The sequence below is a fragment of the Actinomyces procaprae genome, from assembly GCF_004798665.1.
Taxonomy (GTDB): Bacteria; Actinomycetota; Actinomycetes; order Actinomycetales; family Actinomycetaceae; genus Actinomyces; species Actinomyces procaprae.
The window spans coordinates 2,679,561-2,695,902 of record NZ_CP039292.1; the positions used below are offsets into that span (position 1 = coordinate 2,679,561).

Consider the following 16,342-nt stretch of genomic DNA (forward strand, 5'->3'; position numbering starts at 1 on the left):
CCATTGCGGGGCCGGGCGGGGACCGGGCCGACCGTCCCGCGTCGCACGGGGCGGCCGGCCCGGGGCTCAGGCGCCGAGCTCCTGGGTCAGGCGCTCCAGCGCGGCCCGGTTGTACTCATCGGCCCACTCGTGCCAGCCGAAGATGCACACCGAGACGACGCCGTCGAAGCCCACCTCCCGCAGCGTGGAGAAGACCTGCTCCCAGGGGACCTCGCCGTTACCGATGGCATTGTGCTGGTGGACGGTGACGTCGGCGCCGGGCGGGTTGATGATGTACCGGTTGCCGTCGTTGATGCGGTGATTGAAACCGTCGGAGACGTGCACCTCCCGGAGCTTGCCCGCCGCCGCGGCGGTACGGATCATCCGGTCGGCATCGCCGGCGCCGTCGGACAGGTGGAAGGTGTGCGGGCAGCAGTACTCGTAGCCCAGCCAGTCCTTGTCCACGCTGCGGACCAGCTCCAGGGCGCGGTCGTGCAGCTCCACGAAGTCGTAGGGGTGCGCCTCCATGTTCAGGCGGATGCCGTACTTCTCGAAGTGCGGGATCAGCTCCTCAATGGACTTGTACCACTGCTGCTCGGAGCGGCTGGCACGGTTGCGGTCGCCGGAGAACTCCGAGACGATGTCGCGCACGTCCAGGGCGTCGGCCAGTTCCAGCAGGCGCCGCCAGTTGCGCACCTGCGCCTGCCGCTCGGCCTCGTCGGGCGAGGACCAGTTGAACACGGGGTTCAGCGTGCGGACCTTGACGCCCGAGTCCTTCTCCGCCTGCTTGAGCTCGGCGATGAAGGCCCGGTCGGCCTTGGGGTAGTGGTGCCAGAGGTGGAACTCGTTGTTGGGTGACAGCTCCACGTACTTGAAGCCGAGCTCGGCGGCCTTGTGCAGGGTCTCCGCGGTGGACATGCTCAGGTAGTACATGTTCGGGTCAAGGGCGATGTCGACCATGAGGCCTCTCCTTTCCGTCGGTCTTCCCGGTCGCCGTCAGGCGTAGAAGTCCGGCTTGTCGATGAGGGTGACGTCCACCAGCGGGGAGGAGGCGTCCTCCAGGGATACGACGGCGGCGTCGACGACGGAGGTGGCGGCGTAGCCGTCCCATGAGGTCGAGCCGGTGTGCTCGTCCCGGGCGACGGCGTTGATCCACTCCTGGAACTCGCGGTTGAAGGCCCCCTGGAAGCGATCGATGTGCGACTGGCACATGGCGTTGCGGTTGCCACTGGCGTCGCGGATGTGGATCTTCTCCTGGTCGCCCAGGCGCACCGCCGCGGTCTCGAGCACGAGCTCGCACTCGATGGAGTAGGCCCACTGGAGGTTGACGTTGACCTCGTCGTCGATGCGCACACCGGACTCGGTGTACATGACCACCACGACCGGGTCGATCAGGTGCTCGAAGCGGTGGGTGGTGGACTTCGGGCGCTCGACGCGCACCTTGACGATCTCCTCCCCCAGCAGCCAGCGCATGGTGTCGATCTCGTGGATCGCGGTGTCGTCGATGGCCATGCGGGAGGTGTAGGACTCCGGGACGGAGGGGTTGCGGTGGCGGTTGTGGACCAGCAGCGCCTGGCCGTTCTCGCCCGCCTCCAGCACCGCCTTCATCTCGTTGTAGGCGGCGTCGAAGCGGCGCATGAAGCCGACGGTGACCAGCTTCTTGCCGGCCCTCTGCTCGGCCTCCATGATCGCGATGCAGTCCTCGGCGGTGGTGGCCAGCGGCTTCTCGCACAGGACGTACTTGCCGGCCTCGATGCACTTGATGACGTCGGGGGCGTGGACCTTGCCGAAGGTGGCGATGACGACGGCGTCGACCTCGGGGTCATTAATCAGCTCGTCGGAGGTGTCGTAGGCCTTGGCGCCGTAGGGCTCGGCGGCCGAGACGGCGGCGTCGTGGTTGATGTCCGCCACGGCGACGATCTTGCCCCCGGACAGCTCATTGGTGATGCGGGCGAGGTGGGCGCGGCCCATGCCGCCGGCGCCGATGAGACCAATGCGAACGGTCATGATTTCTCTCTTCCTTGAGGATTCGTTGCGTGTGAGTGCTTGCGGGTGCGCGGCGGGCCCGGCGGGGGCCGCCGGCCGATGCGCTCAGGCCAGGCCCAGGCCGCACTCGGCCAGGTACTTGCGCATGTTGATGGCGTTGGGCTTGGGGAAGGACGGCTCGCAGGGGTAGCAGTCCTGCTCGCAGATGCAGTAGATCGGCTTGTCGAGCTCGGCGAGCGCATCCACGAAGGCGTGCATCTCCGGCAGTCCCGCGGGCGGGCAGACCGAGGCCCCCTTGGTGACGGCCTCACCGAAGGGCCAGTCCTTCTCATGGGCCTCCCGGGTGATGTCCTCATCGAAGGCCTTGATGTGCACGTAGGTGATCCGCTCGGGGTACTTCTTGCACAGCTCGACCGGGTCGCCGCCTCCGTAGACCACGTGGCCGGAGTCCAGGCACAGGTTGACGTACTTGGGATCCGTCGCGTCGAAGATGCGGGCGATCTCCTCGGGGGTCTCGATGTGCGAGTCGCCGTGGGGGTGCAGGACCATCTTCAGGCCGTACTCGTCCAGCAGCATCTGCCCCAGGGCGTTGGCGTGCTCGACGTACAGCTTCCAGGCGTCGTCGGACAGGACGCGGTCATCGGTCCACTCCCAGGTCTTGTCGTCGCGGTAGAGCGGGGGCAGGTGGACCATGTACTCGGCGCCGACGGCGGCATGGGTCTCGGCGATCTCCCGGAAGTGCCGCAGCGTCTCGGGCCAGGCCTCGGCCCTGTGCAGGATGCCCCAGCCGGTTCCGGCGACGACGCGCATGCCGTACTCGTCGCACCACTTCTGCAGCTCCTTGGGGTCGGTGGGGAAGTAGCCCCACGGCCCGGTCTCGATGACTTCGAAGCCCGCCTCGGCCATCTCCTGCCAGGCCTGGCGCGGATCCATCTGCTTGGGGTCATCGGCGAACCAGACGCCCCACTGGTCGGGGCAGACGCCGATGGTGAGCTTGGAGTACTTCGGATCGTTGGTGTTGACAGCCTTTGAGGCGGTTGACGTCATTGTCGCTCCTGAGAGTTCTGATCGATTTCGCGGGCCGGGGCTGGGACCCGGCCCGGCCGCCCGAATCGTTTCGGACAATCACGAGTGTAACGAGTCCAGCTCCAAAACACCAGAGGTTTGTACGGACAAATTTCACGGATTGCGGGATCTCGCCCCACCCCGCGAACCAGCGGGCAAACGGCGCGCCCCCGCAGCAGCAGGCCGCTGCGGGGGCGCACACGCGCAGGACCGCGCCCCGCGCTCGTGGGCTACTCCTCGCGCTGGAAGGACATGGTGGCGGCGTAGGTCTTCTCACTGGGCCAGCGGGAGGTGATCGCCTTGGCCCTGGTGTAGAACTTCACGCCCTCCGGGCCATGGATGTGGGTGTCCCCGAGCAGGGACTCCTTCCACCCGCCGAAGGAGTAGTACGCAACCGGCGTGGGGATGGGCACGTTGATGCCCACCATGCCGGCCTCGACGTCCAGCTGGAAGCGCCGGGCCACCCCGCCGTCGTTGGTGAAGATCGCCGAGCCGTTGCCGTAGGGCGAGGAGTTGACGATCTCGATGGCCTCGTCATAGCTGTCCGCGTGCACGATCGACAGCACCGGGCCGAACACCTCCTGCCGGTACAGCTCGGAGTCCAGCGGCACGTTGTCCACGATGGTGGGACCCAGGAAGTGCCCGTTCTCGTGGCCGGGAACCACCAGGCCCCGCCCGTCCAGGACCACATCGCCGCCCTTGGACTCGCCCTCATTGATCAACCCGATGATGTTCTCCTTGGACTTGGCGTCGATCACCGGCCCCATCTCCACGCCCTCGTCCATGCCGTAGCCGACCTTGATCCTCTCGGCATGCGCCTTCACGCGCCGGGCCAGGTCCGGGCCGATCCCGCCGACGGCCACGACGACGGGCAGCGCCATGCAGCGCTCACCGGCGGCGCCGAAGGCCGCGGCGGAGACGTGCTGGGCGGCGAAGTCCAGGTCGGCGTCCGGCATGACGATGGCGTGGTTGTTGGCCCCACCGAGCGCCTGCACCCGCTTGCCGTGAGTGACGCCGGTGTCCTGCACGATATGGGCCACCGGGGTGGAGCCCACGAAGGAGATCGCGTTGATACCCGGGTGCTCCAGCACCTTGGTGACCATCTTCCGGTTACCGGAGACCACGTTGAACACGCCGTCGGGCAGGCCGGCCTGCTTGTACAGCTCGGCGGTCAGCAGCGCCGCCGACGGCGTCATCGAGGCCGGCTTGAGGATGAAGGCATTCCCGGTGGCGATGGCGATCGGGTGCATCCACATGGGCACCATGGCCGGGAAGTTGAAGGGGCAGATGCCGGCGACCACACCGACCGGCTGACGCAGCGTGTGGATGTCCACGCCCGTGGAGATGTCGAAGGAGTACTCCCCCTTCAGGGCGAGGTTGATCGCGGTGGCGAAGTCGAGGGTCTCCCGGCCGCGCTGGATCTCCCCAATGGCGTCGGAGTAGTTCTTGCCGTGCTCGGCCACGATCATCCTGGCCATCTCATCCTGGTGCTCCAGGACCAGATCGCGCATGCGGAACATGACGGCGGTGCGCTTGGCCAGGGAGTACTTGGCCCACTCCTTCTGCGCCCGGGTGGCCACCTCGACGGCGTAGTCCAGGTCGGCGTCGGAGGCCTGCAGCAGCTCGGCCTCCACCTCGCCGGTGCCCGGGTTCTCCACCGGGAAGCGGCCGATCGGGCTACCCTCATAGGGCTTGCCGTCGACCCAGTGCGTTATGGTCCGCAGACCGGACGCTGACGTGCTCTGTGTCATCACTGACTCCTTGGGATCTTGTTCAGGTGTTCTTCCGATACTGGGGCAGCCGTCATTCACAGGTAGTGACGCTGCGGCTTGCGGTCCTCGACGTACTGCTCATAGGCCTTCTGCGTGGACTCCAGGTTGGAGACGCTGGAGACCACCACGTCCCACCAGGAGGATGCGGGCGGGTTCGGGCCGTACAGGTCGGTCTCGATGTGGATCATGGCGGCCTCGTCCCCGGCGTGCGCCCGGGCGTATGCCTCCTTGAACTCGGCGATCGTGCCGACCCGGTAGACCTTCAGGCCCCAGGACTCCGCATTCGCGGCGATGTCCACGCCGACGATCTTGTCCTCGTCCTGCAGGTGGCCGCCCTGGCCGCGCCGCCGGTACTTGGTGCCGAAGCGCTGGGAGCCGTGCGACTCGGACAGGGAGCCGATCGAGGCGAAGCCGTAGTTCTGCAGCAGCACGTAGATGACCTTGATGCCCTCCTGGGCGACGGTGGCCAGCTCCATGGGCAGCATCTGGTAGGTGCCGTCACCGACGATGGAGACGACCTCACTGTCCGGCCGGGCGAGCTTGACGCCCAGCGCGGCCGGAATCTCGTAGCCCATGCAGGAGAAGGCGTACTCGACGTGGTACTGGACGGGGGTCTTGGCCTGCCACAGCGCCTGGAGGTCACCGGGCATGGAGCCGGCGGCGTTGATCACCACGTCCTCGTCGCCGAGCAGCTCGTTGAGGGCGCCGAAGACCTCGGTCTGCGCGGGCAGCGGACCGTGACCCAGGTGATAGCACTTGTCGGTGGCGGCGAACCAGGCCTCGCGCTCGCGGGTGATCTCCTCGGTGTAGGCGGCCTCCACGTGGTACTCGGCCAGGGCCCCGGTGAGGGCCACGAGGGCCTCCCGGGCGTCCGCCACGACCATCTCGGCGCTCTGCTTGGCGGCGTCGAAGGCGGCGACGTTGATGTTGACGAACTTCACGTCCGGGTTCTTGAACTGGGTCTTGGAGGCGGTGGTGAAGTCGGAGTAGCGGGTGCCCACACCGATGATCAGGTCGGCCTTGTCCGCCAGGTGGTTGCCGGAGTCGCCGCCGGTGGAGCCGACGCCGCCGACGGCGCAGGGGTGGTCGAAGTTGATGGCGCCCTTGCCGGCCTGGGTGTCGGCCACCGGGATGCCGGTGGCGGTGGCGAAGGCGCGCAGCTGCTCGGAGGCCTCGGAGTAGATGGCTCCGCCGCCGGCGATCACCAGGGGGCGCTTGGCGGCGCGGATCATGGCGACGGCGCGCTCCAGGGCGGCCGGCTCGGGCACCGGGCGGCGCACGTGCCACACGCGCTTGCGGAAGAACTCCACCGGCCAGTCGTGGGCCTCGGCCTGCACGTCCTGCGGCATGGCGATGGTGACCGCGCCGGTGTCGGCCGGGTCGGTGAGCACGCGCATGGCGCTGAGCAGAGACGGGATGAGCTGCTCGGGCCGGTTGATGCGGTCGAAGAACCGGGACACGGGCCGGAAGGCATCGTTGACGGTGATGTCCAGCGTGGTGGGGTCCTCCAGCTGCTGGAGCACCGGATCGGGCACGCGGGTGGCGAACTGGTCGGAGGGGAACAGCAGCACGGGCAGGCGGTTGGTGGTGGCCAGGGCGGCGCCGGTGACCATGTTGAGCGAGCCCGGACCGATGGAGGCGGTGCACATGTAGGTCTGCAACCGGTTCTTGGTCTTGGCGAAGGCCGCCGCCGCGTGCACCTGCCCCTGCTCGTTGCGGGGCATGATGTAGGGCATGGGCTCCTCGCCCTCCAGGGGCGCGACCTCGTTCTGCAGCAGCGCCTGGCCGATGCCGGCCACGTTGCCGTGCCCGAAGATGCCGAAGGCGCCGGCGATCAGGCGCTGCTCGACGCCGTCGCGCTCGGAGTACTGGTTGGACAGGAACCGGATGGTGGCCTGGGCGACGGTCAGGCGGATCGTGCCCGCATAGGCTTCATTGCTCATGTGTCTTCTCAATCTGTTGTATCGGTGCTGGTCCGGGTTGGCTGGGATGGTGGTCTGGGCTTGGCGGGTTCGGGCGTCAGTGGGTCATGGGCAGCCGGGGGTCGATCTCCTGGTCCTCCCAGGTGCCGCGGATCCAGTGGTGGGCGGGATCGTCGGGGGCGAGCCAGACCAGGTCCTCGGCGGGGCCCGCCATGACGTTGAGGTAGTACATGTCGTAGCCGGGCGCCGCCACACACGGGCCGTGGTAGCCGTATGGGACCAGGGCGACGTCTCCCTGGCGCACCTCGGTGCACAGGTCGATGGGGCGCTCCGGACTGGAGGCGTAGGTGCGGTGCAGCCCGAAGCCGGCAGTGCCGTCGGGGGCATTGCGGATCTCGAAGTAGTAGATCTCCTCCAGCTCCCGCTCATCGGCGGAGGCGACGTCGTGCTTGTGGGCCGGGTAGGAGGACCAGTTGCCACCCGGGGTGAGCACCTCGCAGCACAGCAGGTGAGAGGTGTCGACGCCGTTGTTCAGGGCGTAGTTGTTCACCTGCCGGGAGCAGTCCCCCGCGCCCCGCAGGTCCGTGCGCACCTGGTCGCGGCCGTAGTAGGCGACCGGCAGGTCGCGGGAGGCCACCGCCGCCGGCAGGGCGAAGCGTCCGCACCCGTGAGAGGTGATGGTGAAGCTCTTGCCGCGCGGCACGTACAGGTAGTCGGTCACCTCCTCGAACACGCCGGTTCGACCCGCAAGCTCGTAGGCCTGCCCGTCCACCAGGACGGTGGCGCCTCCCTCAAGCGGCAGCACCAGCAGCTCACTCTCTCCGGTTTCCAGGGTGGTGGAGCGCTCGGGTGCGAGCACGCACACGCGCAGGCCGGAGTAGGTCCAGCCGGCCCGGGCGGGATCGACGTCGACGGTGAGGGTCCCGTGCCCGCTGGAGCCCGCGGGCACGTAGATGTCGGATGCGTCTGGTGCATTGGTGTTCATGAGAGCAGTCCTACGGTGTTGTCGACGGCGGCGGCGACGTCGTCGTCTGGGGGGAACAGGAGGGAGCGGCCGATGACCAGCCCCTTGACGGTGGGCAGGGCGAGTGCCCTGGCCCAGGACTCCCGGGCGGCGTCGGCGTCCGCGGAGACGGCCCCGCCCAGGATCAGGGCGGGAAGTGTGGATGCCTCCATGACACGTTCCATGTCCTGGACGGCGGGCAGCTTCAGCCAGGTGTAGGCGGAGGTGCGGCCCAGGCCGGAGGCGATGGCCATGGAGGTCATGACGGCGTCGGGACTGAGGTCGTTGACCACGCGCCCGGACTCCCAGCGGGAGATGAACGGCTCGACCATGGCCATGACTCCGCGCGCGGCCAGGGCGTCGACGGCGGCGGCGCAGGCGGCGATGGTGGCGGCCGTGGCCGGGTCGGAGTAATTGATGCGCAGCAGCATCTTGCCGCCGTCCAGGCCGGCGGCCACCACCCCGGCGGCGTCGTAGCCGGTGAAGCGGTCGTCCATCTCGAAGGAGGCACCGGCCAGTCCGCCCCGATTCATGGAGCCGTAGACGAGCTTGCCGTCCAGGGCGCCCAGCAGCGCCAGGTCCTCGATGAGGTCGGCGGTGCCGAGAAACCCGTTCACGCCCGGCCGCGACAGGGCGGTGATGCAGCGGGCGAGCACCTGCTCCCGCGAGGCCATGGCCATGGGGTCGGCACCGGCAGCGAGCGCCCCGCGGGCGGGGTGGTCACAGGCGATGATCATGAGCTTGCCGTCGCCGTCGGGCAGCGCGCCGCGGGGGCGGTCGGCCAGCACCTGGGCGATGCGCTCGGGGGCGCGGGTGCGGATCTCGACGATCCGGTCCGTCAAGGGCGTGTCAGTCATGCTCGCGCCTCCTCACAGGTCCGCAAGCGCGGGTACGAGCTCGCGGTGAGTGCGCATCAGCGCGAGCAGTTCGGGCTCTGCGGGCATTGCCGTGGAGCACTCCAGGCGCGAGGAGACGATGGCTCCGGCCGTGGATGCGGCGAAGATCGTCTTGTCCAGCGGCCAGCCGGACAGCAGCCCGTGGCAGACGGCGCCGCCGAAGGCATCCCCTGCCCCGAGGCCGTTCTTGGTGACCACCGGGGTCACGGGGATCTCCACGCGCTCGTCGCGGGTCTTGGCCAGTGTCCCCTCCAGGCCCTGCTTGACGATGGCCAGTTCGACGCCGGCCTCAAGCAGGGCGTCGGCGGCCTTGTCGGGCTCGGTCTCGCCGACGGCGACGCGGCACTCCTCACGGTTGCCGATGGCGACGGTCACCTTGGGCAGCACGGCTGCGACCTCTTGGTGGGCGGTGGCCTCGTCCTTCCAGAACATCGCGCGATAGTCGAGGTCGATGATGGTGTGCCGCTTGCGCTCGCGCAGGTCCAGGGCGGCGTGGTGGGCGCCGCGCGAGGGCTCCTTGCTCAGCCCCGTGGCGGAGATCCAGAAGATGGCGGCGTCGCGCACGGCGTCGGCCGGGATGTCGTCCTCGGTCAGTTCCAGATCGGGCGCGGAGGGCTCGCGGTAGAAGTACAGGGGGAAGTTGTCCGGCGGGAAGATCTCGCAGAAGGTGACCGGGGTGTTGAAGTCGGACTTGGTGACGACGTAGTCGTCGTACACGCCGAGCCTGCGCATCTCCGAGCATACGAAGCGCCCGAAGGGGTCGTCGCCCACCCCGGTGATCACGGCGGAACGGTGCCGGTAGCGCGCGGCGGCGACCGCAACATTGGTGGGGCTCCCGCCCAGAAACTTGCCGAAGCTCTCCACGTCCTCCAGGCCGACGCCGGTCTGGAGCGGGTAGATGTCGATTCCACAGCGTCCGATTGTCAGAACATCGAGCGGCGGCGTGCTCGACCGAGCGGTCATGGTTGGTCTCCCTTTCCACATCATCGGGGGCGGGGCGCATCGTGGCGCCCGCGAGGGCCCGCTGCGAGAAGCCTGCCCCACCCCAACCCCACCAGTCAAGAGATTTGTCCGAACAAATTGATATGGCCTTCGCCGTCGGCCGCCGAGGTGCGCGGCACCCCGGGCAGACCCGCGACCCGAACGAGTCGAAGTCGATTCCCCGTTGCCGCTCCGTGCGCCGACCCGCCGCCGTACCATGGCTTCACTGATCACCTCTTCAGAGAGCCTGCATGTCGGACACGCCCTTTCAGCCAGAGATCACCATTGATCGCTCCAGCAACCTCCCGCTGTACGCCCAGATAGCGGAGGCGCTCGGCGCGCTCATCCTGGAGGGCACCCTCGCGCCCGGGACCCGCATCGAGGACGAGGTCTCCATGGCACGCCGCCTGCAAGTCTCGCGCCCGACTGCGCGCCAGGCCCTTCAGTCCCTGGCGGACCGCGGCCTGGTGTCTCGCCGACGCGGGGCCGGCACCGTGGTCGCCTCTCCGCACGTGCGACGCCCGATGGAGCTGTCCAGCCTGCTGTCCGACCTGACCGCCGCCGGCCACAAGGTCTCCACCGAGCTGCTGGAGTACACCACGCACCCCGCCAATGAGGAGGACGCGGAGCACCTGGAGGTCGAGCCCGGCACCGAGGTCACTCATCTGCGCCGCCTGCGCAGCGCCGACGGCGAGCCGATCGCCCTCATGGACAACCTGCTGCCGGCCGCCATCGCCCCCACCCGTGAGGAGCTGGAGCAGGCGGGCCTGTATGAGCTGCTGCGCGCCCGCGGAATCGTCCCCGCGACCGCCAAGCAGGTCATTGGCGCGCGCAACGCCACCGCCAAGGAGGCCGACGCCCTGGACGAGCGCCGCCGCGCCGCACTCCTGACCGCCAAGCGCACCACCTACGACGCCTCGGGCCGCGTCATCGAGTACGGCGATCACATCTACCGCGCCTCGCGCTACTCCTTCGAGACCTCCCTGTTCACCGGCTGACCGCACCCAGCCCCACCCCCCTCACCCCTCCCCCACCGAGGTCGGTAGCTATAACCACCGAGGTCGGTAGCTATAACCACCGAGGTCGGTAGATATGACCGCCGAGGTCGGTAGAAAGTTGCGCGGATGCCTGGAGGTAAGGCTGGTCGGGCAGGCACCGTGGAGGCCTCGGAGACCATCATCGCTCGCGACATCCCGCCGCCTGAGCGGATAAGCGGGCCGCGAGGTACGGTTGCGTAAGTGCTCAGGTGGCGGTGCACGGTTCAGTGGCGGCGTGCGGCCGTCGAGCCTGCCAGTTGGACCCCTGTTCTCCGCTTGGACCCCTGTCCCCCCGTTGGACCCCTGTGCCCCCGTTGGACCGCCGTAGCCGCCGTTTACAGCGGTCCAACGGGGCGTAAGCGGTCCAACGGGGCGTAAGCGGTCCAACGGGGCGTGAGCGGTCCAACCAGGGCGGCGCAAGACCCACTCACCCCCTCGTTCGCCGGCAACCAGGCCCACAGCACCATGGAAACGGCCCCGCACGCCCGAGCGCACACAACGACCCCCACCGAGCACACGGGCCCACCCGCCCACAGGCACCCGCACCGACAACCCGGCTCCGGGACGACGCTCCCAACAACGCGAGCGTGTGCCCGGGACAGGCACGGACGTCGTGCGCGCCCACCGGGGCGAGGCGACGCGCACACCCGCCAGCGTCGACACCCACCTCAAATTTGTCAGTACAAATCCTTGACAGCGTGGCCGGTCGGGGCTTGAATTGGGCCACCGGACCACACAGCCGAAGACGCCGGTGGCCCAACCTTCACCCAGGAGCACGCCGATGACCATCGAATACACCCCCGGCCCCCTTCTCGAGGCCGCCCGCACCACCCCGACCGCCCTGTGGAACGACTCCGCGGACCCAGACGAGCTGAGCCAGTCCATCTCCTTCGGAGGAGTTGGGGCAACCTGCAACCCGACGATCGCCTACACCTGCATCAACCAGAAGAAGGACCGCTGGCTCCCCCGCATCGCCGAGCTAGCCGAGGAGATGCCCGAGGCCAGCGAGTCCGAGATCGGCTGGCAGGTGGTGCGCGAGCTGAGCATCGACGCCGCCAAGCTGCTGGAGCCGATCTTCGAGGAGCACAAGGGCCGCAACGGCCGCCTGTCGATGCAGACCGACCCGCGCCTGGCGCGCTCCGCCAAGGCCCTGGCCGATCAGGCCGAGGAGTTCTCGAAGCTGGCCAAGAACATCATCGTCAAGATCCCCGCCACGGCCACCGGCATCGAGGCGATCGAGGACGCCACCTACCGCGGCGTGTCCGTCAACGTGACCGTCTCCTTCTCCGTGCCGCAGGCCGTATCAGCCGGCGAGGCGATCGAGCGCGGCCTCAAGCGGCGCGAGGCCGAGGGCAAGGACACCTCCACGATGGGGCCGGTCGTCACCCTCATGGGTGGCCGCCTGGATGACTGGCTGAAGATCGTCGCCAAGCGGGACAACCTGTTCATCGACCCCGGCCACCTGGAGTGGGGCGGCGTGGCGGCGCTGAAGCGCGCCTACCAGGAGTTCCAGTCCCGCGGCCTACGCGCTCGCGTCCTGTCCGCGGCGTTCCGCAACGTCATGCACTGGTCCGAGCTGGTCGGCGGCGACCTGGTGATCTCCCCGCCCTTCAAGTGGCAGAAGCTCATCAACGACTCCGGCTACAAGGTCGAGCCCCGGATCGACGTGCCCGTGGCACCGGAGATCATGAAGACGCTGATGTCGATCCCGGAGTTCGTCCGCGCCTACGAGCCCGACGGCATGACGCCGGAGGAGTTCGAGTCCTACGGCGCCACCCGCCGCACACTGCGCGGATTCCTCCAGGCCGACGCCGACCTGGACGCCTTGGTGCGCGACGTCATCATGCCCCAGCCATGAGCCATGCGGTCCCGGGGAGCCCCGCACCCGCCGGAGGCTCCCCGGGACCGGCACCCCCGTAAGCCAACCGCTCAAGACCTCGTTCAAACACATTGGGTGGCCGCACGCCTGTTGCTAACGCGCGCGATCAGGTTTCGGCAGACCGCCCCACCAAGACCAAGGAAGCTCTGAGATGCTCAACATCGCCATCATCGGCGCCGGCCGCATCGGCCACGTCCACGCCGGCACCGTCGCCGCCCACCCCCATGCCCGGCTCGCCCTGGTGTGCGACCCCTTCGGCGACGCCGCCGAGAAGCTGGCCTCCCAGTACGGCGCCCGCTCCTGCAAGGACGCCGAGGAGGTCTTCGCGGACCCGGAGGTCGACGCCGTCGTCGTCGGCTCCCCGACACCGCTGCACATCCCCCACCTGCTGGCAGCGGCCAAGGCCGGCAAGGCGGTCCTGTGCGAGAAGCCCATCGCCCTGGACATGAAGGACGTCGACGCCGCCCGCGCCGAGCTCGACGCCGTCACCACCCCCGTCATGTTCGGCTTCAACCGGCGCTTCGACCCGTCCTTCGCCGCTGTGCACGCCGCAGTCCAGGAGGGGAGGATCGGCACACTGGAGCAGCTGACGATCATCTCCCGCGACCCGGCCGCGCCACCCGCGGAGTACATCAAGGTATCCGGCGGGATCTTCCGCGACATGACCATCCACGACTTCGACACCGCGCGCTTCTTCCTGGGCGACATCGTCGAGGTCCACGCAGTGGGCCAGCACCTGGACCCGGCCATCGCGGCGACCGGCGACTTCGACGCCGCCGTCGTCACGCTCAGGGCCGCCAGCGGCGCGGTGGCAACGATCATCAACAACCGCCACTGCGCCTCCGGCTACGACCAGCGCCTGGAGGCCTCCGGCCGGGACGGCGCCCTGTTCGCCGAGAACGTCCGCGCACACACGGTGCGCCTGTCCAACGCCGAGGTCACCGACGCCCAGGAGCCCTACCTGGACTTCTTCCTGGAGCGCTACGCGGACGCCTACCGGCTGGAGCTGTCCGCCTTCATCGAGGCGGTCGAGGCGGGCACGACTCCGCCGACCGGCATCGCCGACGCCGTTGCCGCACTGCGCCTGGCCGAGGCCGCCACCGAGTCCGCCAACACCGGCAACCCGGTGCGCCTGGCCTGACACCCCACCCGGCCCGCGCACCCGTGCCCGCGTGACCGGGCCGCATCACATCGCGGATGCGGCCCGGTCACGCCGTCGAGTCGCGCTCGACCAGCTCCGGGGTAACCAGGTAGGACCACCCGCCCTGCGTGCGGGCCTGGCGAACAACGCCGTCCGGGAGCCAGGCCCCGTCGTCGCCGCCCGCCCCGGGATGCACACGCCCCAGGAGCGCCCGCACCGCCGTCTCGGCTATGAGCGCGGCGTCCTGGCGAACCGTGGTCAAGGAGAAGGCCGACGACGCGGCCACGGGAATGCCGTCGTAGCCGCAGACGGCGACCTCCCGGGGCACCCGGACCCCGCGCCGCCGCAGCTCCATCAGCGCCCCGACCGCGGCGTGGTCGTTGAAGCACATGACGGCATCGGGCAGTGCCGGCTCCTCGGCCAGCACCGCGGCACAGCCGGCGCCGGCATCCTCGTCGGCACCGCCGGGAAGCACCCGCACCGCCTCCGCCAGGCCGTGAGCGGACATCGCGGCGCGGTACGCGGCGGTGCGGACCGCCGAGGCGGACTCGTCGCCGCCGTCGATGTAGACGATGCGGCGCCTGCCGCGTGCAACCAGATGGTTGACCTGGGCGGCGATTCCAAGCTCGTCGCGCGACCGCACCTCGTCGATGCCCGCGACGGCGGTGGTACGGCACACGACCACGATGCGCACGCGGTTCGCCGCCCGGGCAAGCACGTCCTCGGGGATCGCCGGGTCCACCAGGACCAGCCCCTCGCAGTGGTCGGCGAGCAGGGAGCGCAGCCCCTCCGAACCGCCGCGGTGCGGCGTGACGGCTGCGAGCGCCAGCGAGTGGTCAAGGGCGGCACAGGCGCGATACAGCCCGTCCACGATCAGCCCCTGGAAGGCCTGCCCGACGGCGAAGCTCGCCCCGATCAGCCCGGAGTGGCTGCGGCGCAGCAGGCGCGCACGCGGATCGGCCTCATAGCCCATCTCACCGGCGACCCGCAGGATCTCCTCCCGAGTATCGGCGGCCACGCCCGGCACCCCGTTCAGCGCCGCCGAGACGGTGGAGGCCGAGCGCCCGCACCGGGCCGCGACCATGGCAATGGTTACGCGCGGTGCGCGGTCGGCGGACATCAGCGGCTCCTCTCCCACGCCCCTCGCCGATGCCGACCGTGGCGGGCGGCACCCGGCCAGCATTCTATGAGCCCCGCCGAGGCCGGGACGGCGCCGCTGACCGCTCGCCCGCCGACGTCGGCGCGCCGCCCCCTCCCAAGGCCGGGCCGACGACGATTATCCGGACGAACTCGAAGTTCATCGGCACCACCCCTTGACTTGGCCACCTCGCCGCAAACATACTGAAGACACTGATTCACGCGCGTGAATCAGTGGGTGGGCAGCCACCGCCGACGCTCACGGCAGGTCACGGAAGCCCACCAGCAACAAACCATCCGTCAACGAGGACACACCATGAGCAACACATCCCTGTCAGTGGCCGTCATCGGCGCCGGCATGGCCGGCACCACCCACGCCAACGCCTGGCGCCAGGTGGGCACCGTCTACGACCTCGGCCTGCCCAAGGTCCGCCTGGCGGCCATCGCCGACGCCTACGAGCCCTTCGCCAAGGACGCCGCCGAGCGCTACGGCTACGAGAAGGCCGTCACCGACTGGCGCGACATCGCCGACGACCCGAGCATCGACATCGTCTCCATCGTGGTGGGCAACGCCCTGCACCGCGAGATCGCCGAGGCCCTGATCCGCGCCGGCAAGCACGTCCTGTGCGAGAAGCCCCTGGCGGATACGCTCGAGTCCGCCAAGGCCATGGCCGACGCCGAGCGGGCGGCGGGCACCGTGACCGCCGTCGGCTTCACCTATCGCCGCAACGCCGCCATCGCCGAGATCGCCAAGCTGGTCCGCGAGGGCCACCTGGGGGAGGTTAACCACTTCTCGGGCCGTTACTGGTGCGACTACGGCGTCGACCCCAACACCCCCATGGCCTGGCGCTACTCCGGCCCCATGGGCTCCGGCGCCCTGGGCGACGTCGGCAGCCACCTGATCGACACCGCGGAGACCATCTGCGGCCCCCTGGTGTCCGTCTCCGGCGGCGCCATGATGACGTCGATCAAGCAGCGCCCCGTCGCCAAGGGGCACGTCACCCGCGGCACCGCCCTGGACACCTCGGAAGTAGAAATGGCGGAGGTCACCAACGACGACGTCGCCACCTTCACCGGCCACTTCGCCAGCGGTGCGGTGGGCACCTTCTCCTGCTCGCGCGTCGCCTGGAACATGCCCAACGCCATGATGCTGGACGTGCTCGGCTCCCGGGGCCGCGCCTCCTGGGACCTGGCCCGCTGCGGCGAGATCAAGCTCGACGACGTCAACTCCCCCGCCGGCCTGGGCGGTGCCCGCCAGGTGCTCGTGAACCCGACCTTCCCCTACTTCGAGCGCGGCTCCTCCATGGCCTTCGGAGGCGTGGGCCTGACCCAGATCGAGCAGTTCACCTACCAGGCCTACGCCTTCCTCCAGCAAGTCGCCGGCGTCACCGACGGCGCCCTGCCGCCCTGCGCCACCTTCGCCGACGGCTACCGGGAGATGCTCATCGCCGACGCCGTCGCCACCTCCGCCGCCAACGGCGGCGCCGCCGTCGACCTCAGCCACCTCAACCAGTAGGCCGGCCCCGCCCGGCCCGCACCAGACC

13 protein-coding genes are annotated in these 16,342 nt (G+C 69.3%); 4 read left to right on the forward strand and 9 right to left on the reverse strand.

What is annotated here, in order from left to right:
• Window positions 1-66 precede the first annotated feature (66 nt).
• The 8 genes from E4J16_RS10960 to iolC form a co-directional block, all read right to left on the reverse strand.
• Window positions 67-939: a sugar phosphate isomerase/epimerase family protein gene (locus E4J16_RS10960; RefSeq protein ID WP_136193705.1), complete on the reverse strand. Its 873-nt coding sequence runs from the start codon at window positions 937-939 to the stop codon at window positions 67-69.
• Window positions 940-975: 36 nt separating this feature from the next.
• Window positions 976-1,986: a Gfo/Idh/MocA family protein gene (locus E4J16_RS10965; RefSeq protein WP_136314012.1), complete on the reverse strand. Its 1,011-nt coding sequence runs from the start codon at window positions 1,984-1,986 to the stop codon at window positions 976-978.
• A gap of 84 nt (window positions 1,987-2,070) precedes the next feature.
• Window positions 2,071-3,012 carry a sugar phosphate isomerase/epimerase family protein gene (locus E4J16_RS10970; RefSeq protein WP_136314013.1) on the reverse strand — a complete coding sequence of 314 codons (942 nt, stop codon included), beginning with the start codon at window positions 3,010-3,012 and terminating at the stop codon, window positions 2,071-2,073.
• 248 nt (window positions 3,013-3,260) lie between these two features.
• Window positions 3,261-4,754: a CoA-acylating methylmalonate-semialdehyde dehydrogenase gene (locus E4J16_RS10975; RefSeq protein WP_136314680.1), complete on the reverse strand. Its 1,494-nt coding sequence runs from the start codon at window positions 4,752-4,754 to the stop codon at window positions 3,261-3,263.
• An 83-nt stretch (window positions 4,755-4,837) separates the two neighbouring features.
• On the reverse strand, window positions 4,838-6,745 hold the full coding sequence (gene iolD, locus E4J16_RS10980) for a 3D-(3,5/4)-trihydroxycyclohexane-1,2-dione acylhydrolase (decyclizing) (protein WP_136314014.1): 1,908 nt from the start codon (window positions 6,743-6,745) through the stop codon (window positions 4,838-4,840).
• A 76-nt stretch (window positions 6,746-6,821) separates the two neighbouring features.
• On the reverse strand, window positions 6,822-7,709 hold the full coding sequence (gene iolB, locus E4J16_RS10985) for a 5-deoxy-glucuronate isomerase (protein WP_136193701.1): 888 nt from the start codon (window positions 7,707-7,709) through the stop codon (window positions 6,822-6,824).
• Window positions 7,706-8,584, reverse strand: coding sequence for a Cgl0159 family (beta/alpha)8-fold protein (locus E4J16_RS10990; RefSeq protein ID WP_136314015.1), 879 nt, complete (start codon window positions 8,582-8,584; stop codon window positions 7,706-7,708). Before E4J16_RS10990 ends, iolB begins: the two co-directional genes overlap by 4 nt.
• Before the next feature lie 12 nt (window positions 8,585-8,596).
• On the reverse strand, window positions 8,597-9,586 hold the full coding sequence (gene iolC, locus E4J16_RS10995; protein WP_136193699.1) for a 5-dehydro-2-deoxygluconokinase: 990 nt from the start codon (window positions 9,584-9,586) through the stop codon (window positions 8,597-8,599).
• Between the two features lie 269 nt (window positions 9,587-9,855).
• On the opposite strand from iolC, the gene E4J16_RS11000 reads away from it, so the two are divergent.
• The 3 genes from E4J16_RS11000 to iolG all read left to right on the forward strand — a co-directional run bounded on the left by E4J16_RS11000 (window position 9,856) and on the right by iolG (window position 13,661).
• On the forward strand, window positions 9,856-10,602 hold the full coding sequence (locus E4J16_RS11000) for a GntR family transcriptional regulator (protein ID WP_136193698.1): 747 nt from the start codon (window positions 9,856-9,858) through the stop codon (window positions 10,600-10,602).
• Window positions 10,603-11,422: 820 nt separating this feature from the next.
• The gene (locus tag E4J16_RS11005; RefSeq protein WP_136193697.1) at window positions 11,423-12,499 is read left to right on the forward strand and encodes a transaldolase family protein; all 1,077 of its coding nucleotides are present in this window, start codon (window positions 11,423-11,425) and stop codon (window positions 12,497-12,499) included.
• Window positions 12,500-12,671: 172 nt separating this feature from the next.
• On the forward strand, window positions 12,672-13,661 hold the full coding sequence (gene iolG, locus E4J16_RS11010; RefSeq protein ID WP_136314016.1) for an inositol 2-dehydrogenase: 990 nt from the start codon (window positions 12,672-12,674) through the stop codon (window positions 13,659-13,661).
• Between the two features lie 67 nt (window positions 13,662-13,728).
• On the opposite strand, the gene E4J16_RS11015 is transcribed toward iolG, so the two are convergent.
• Window positions 13,729-14,781: a LacI family DNA-binding transcriptional regulator gene (locus E4J16_RS11015; protein ID WP_136193695.1), complete on the reverse strand. Its 1,053-nt coding sequence runs from the start codon at window positions 14,779-14,781 to the stop codon at window positions 13,729-13,731.
• Between the two features lie 333 nt (window positions 14,782-15,114).
• Between E4J16_RS11015 and E4J16_RS11020 the strand changes: the two genes are divergently transcribed.
• Window positions 15,115-16,314 (forward strand): Gfo/Idh/MocA family protein, encoded by a 1,200-nt coding sequence (locus E4J16_RS11020; RefSeq protein ID WP_136314017.1) that lies wholly within the window; start codon window positions 15,115-15,117, stop codon window positions 16,312-16,314.
• Window positions 16,315-16,342: the final 28 nt, after the last annotated feature.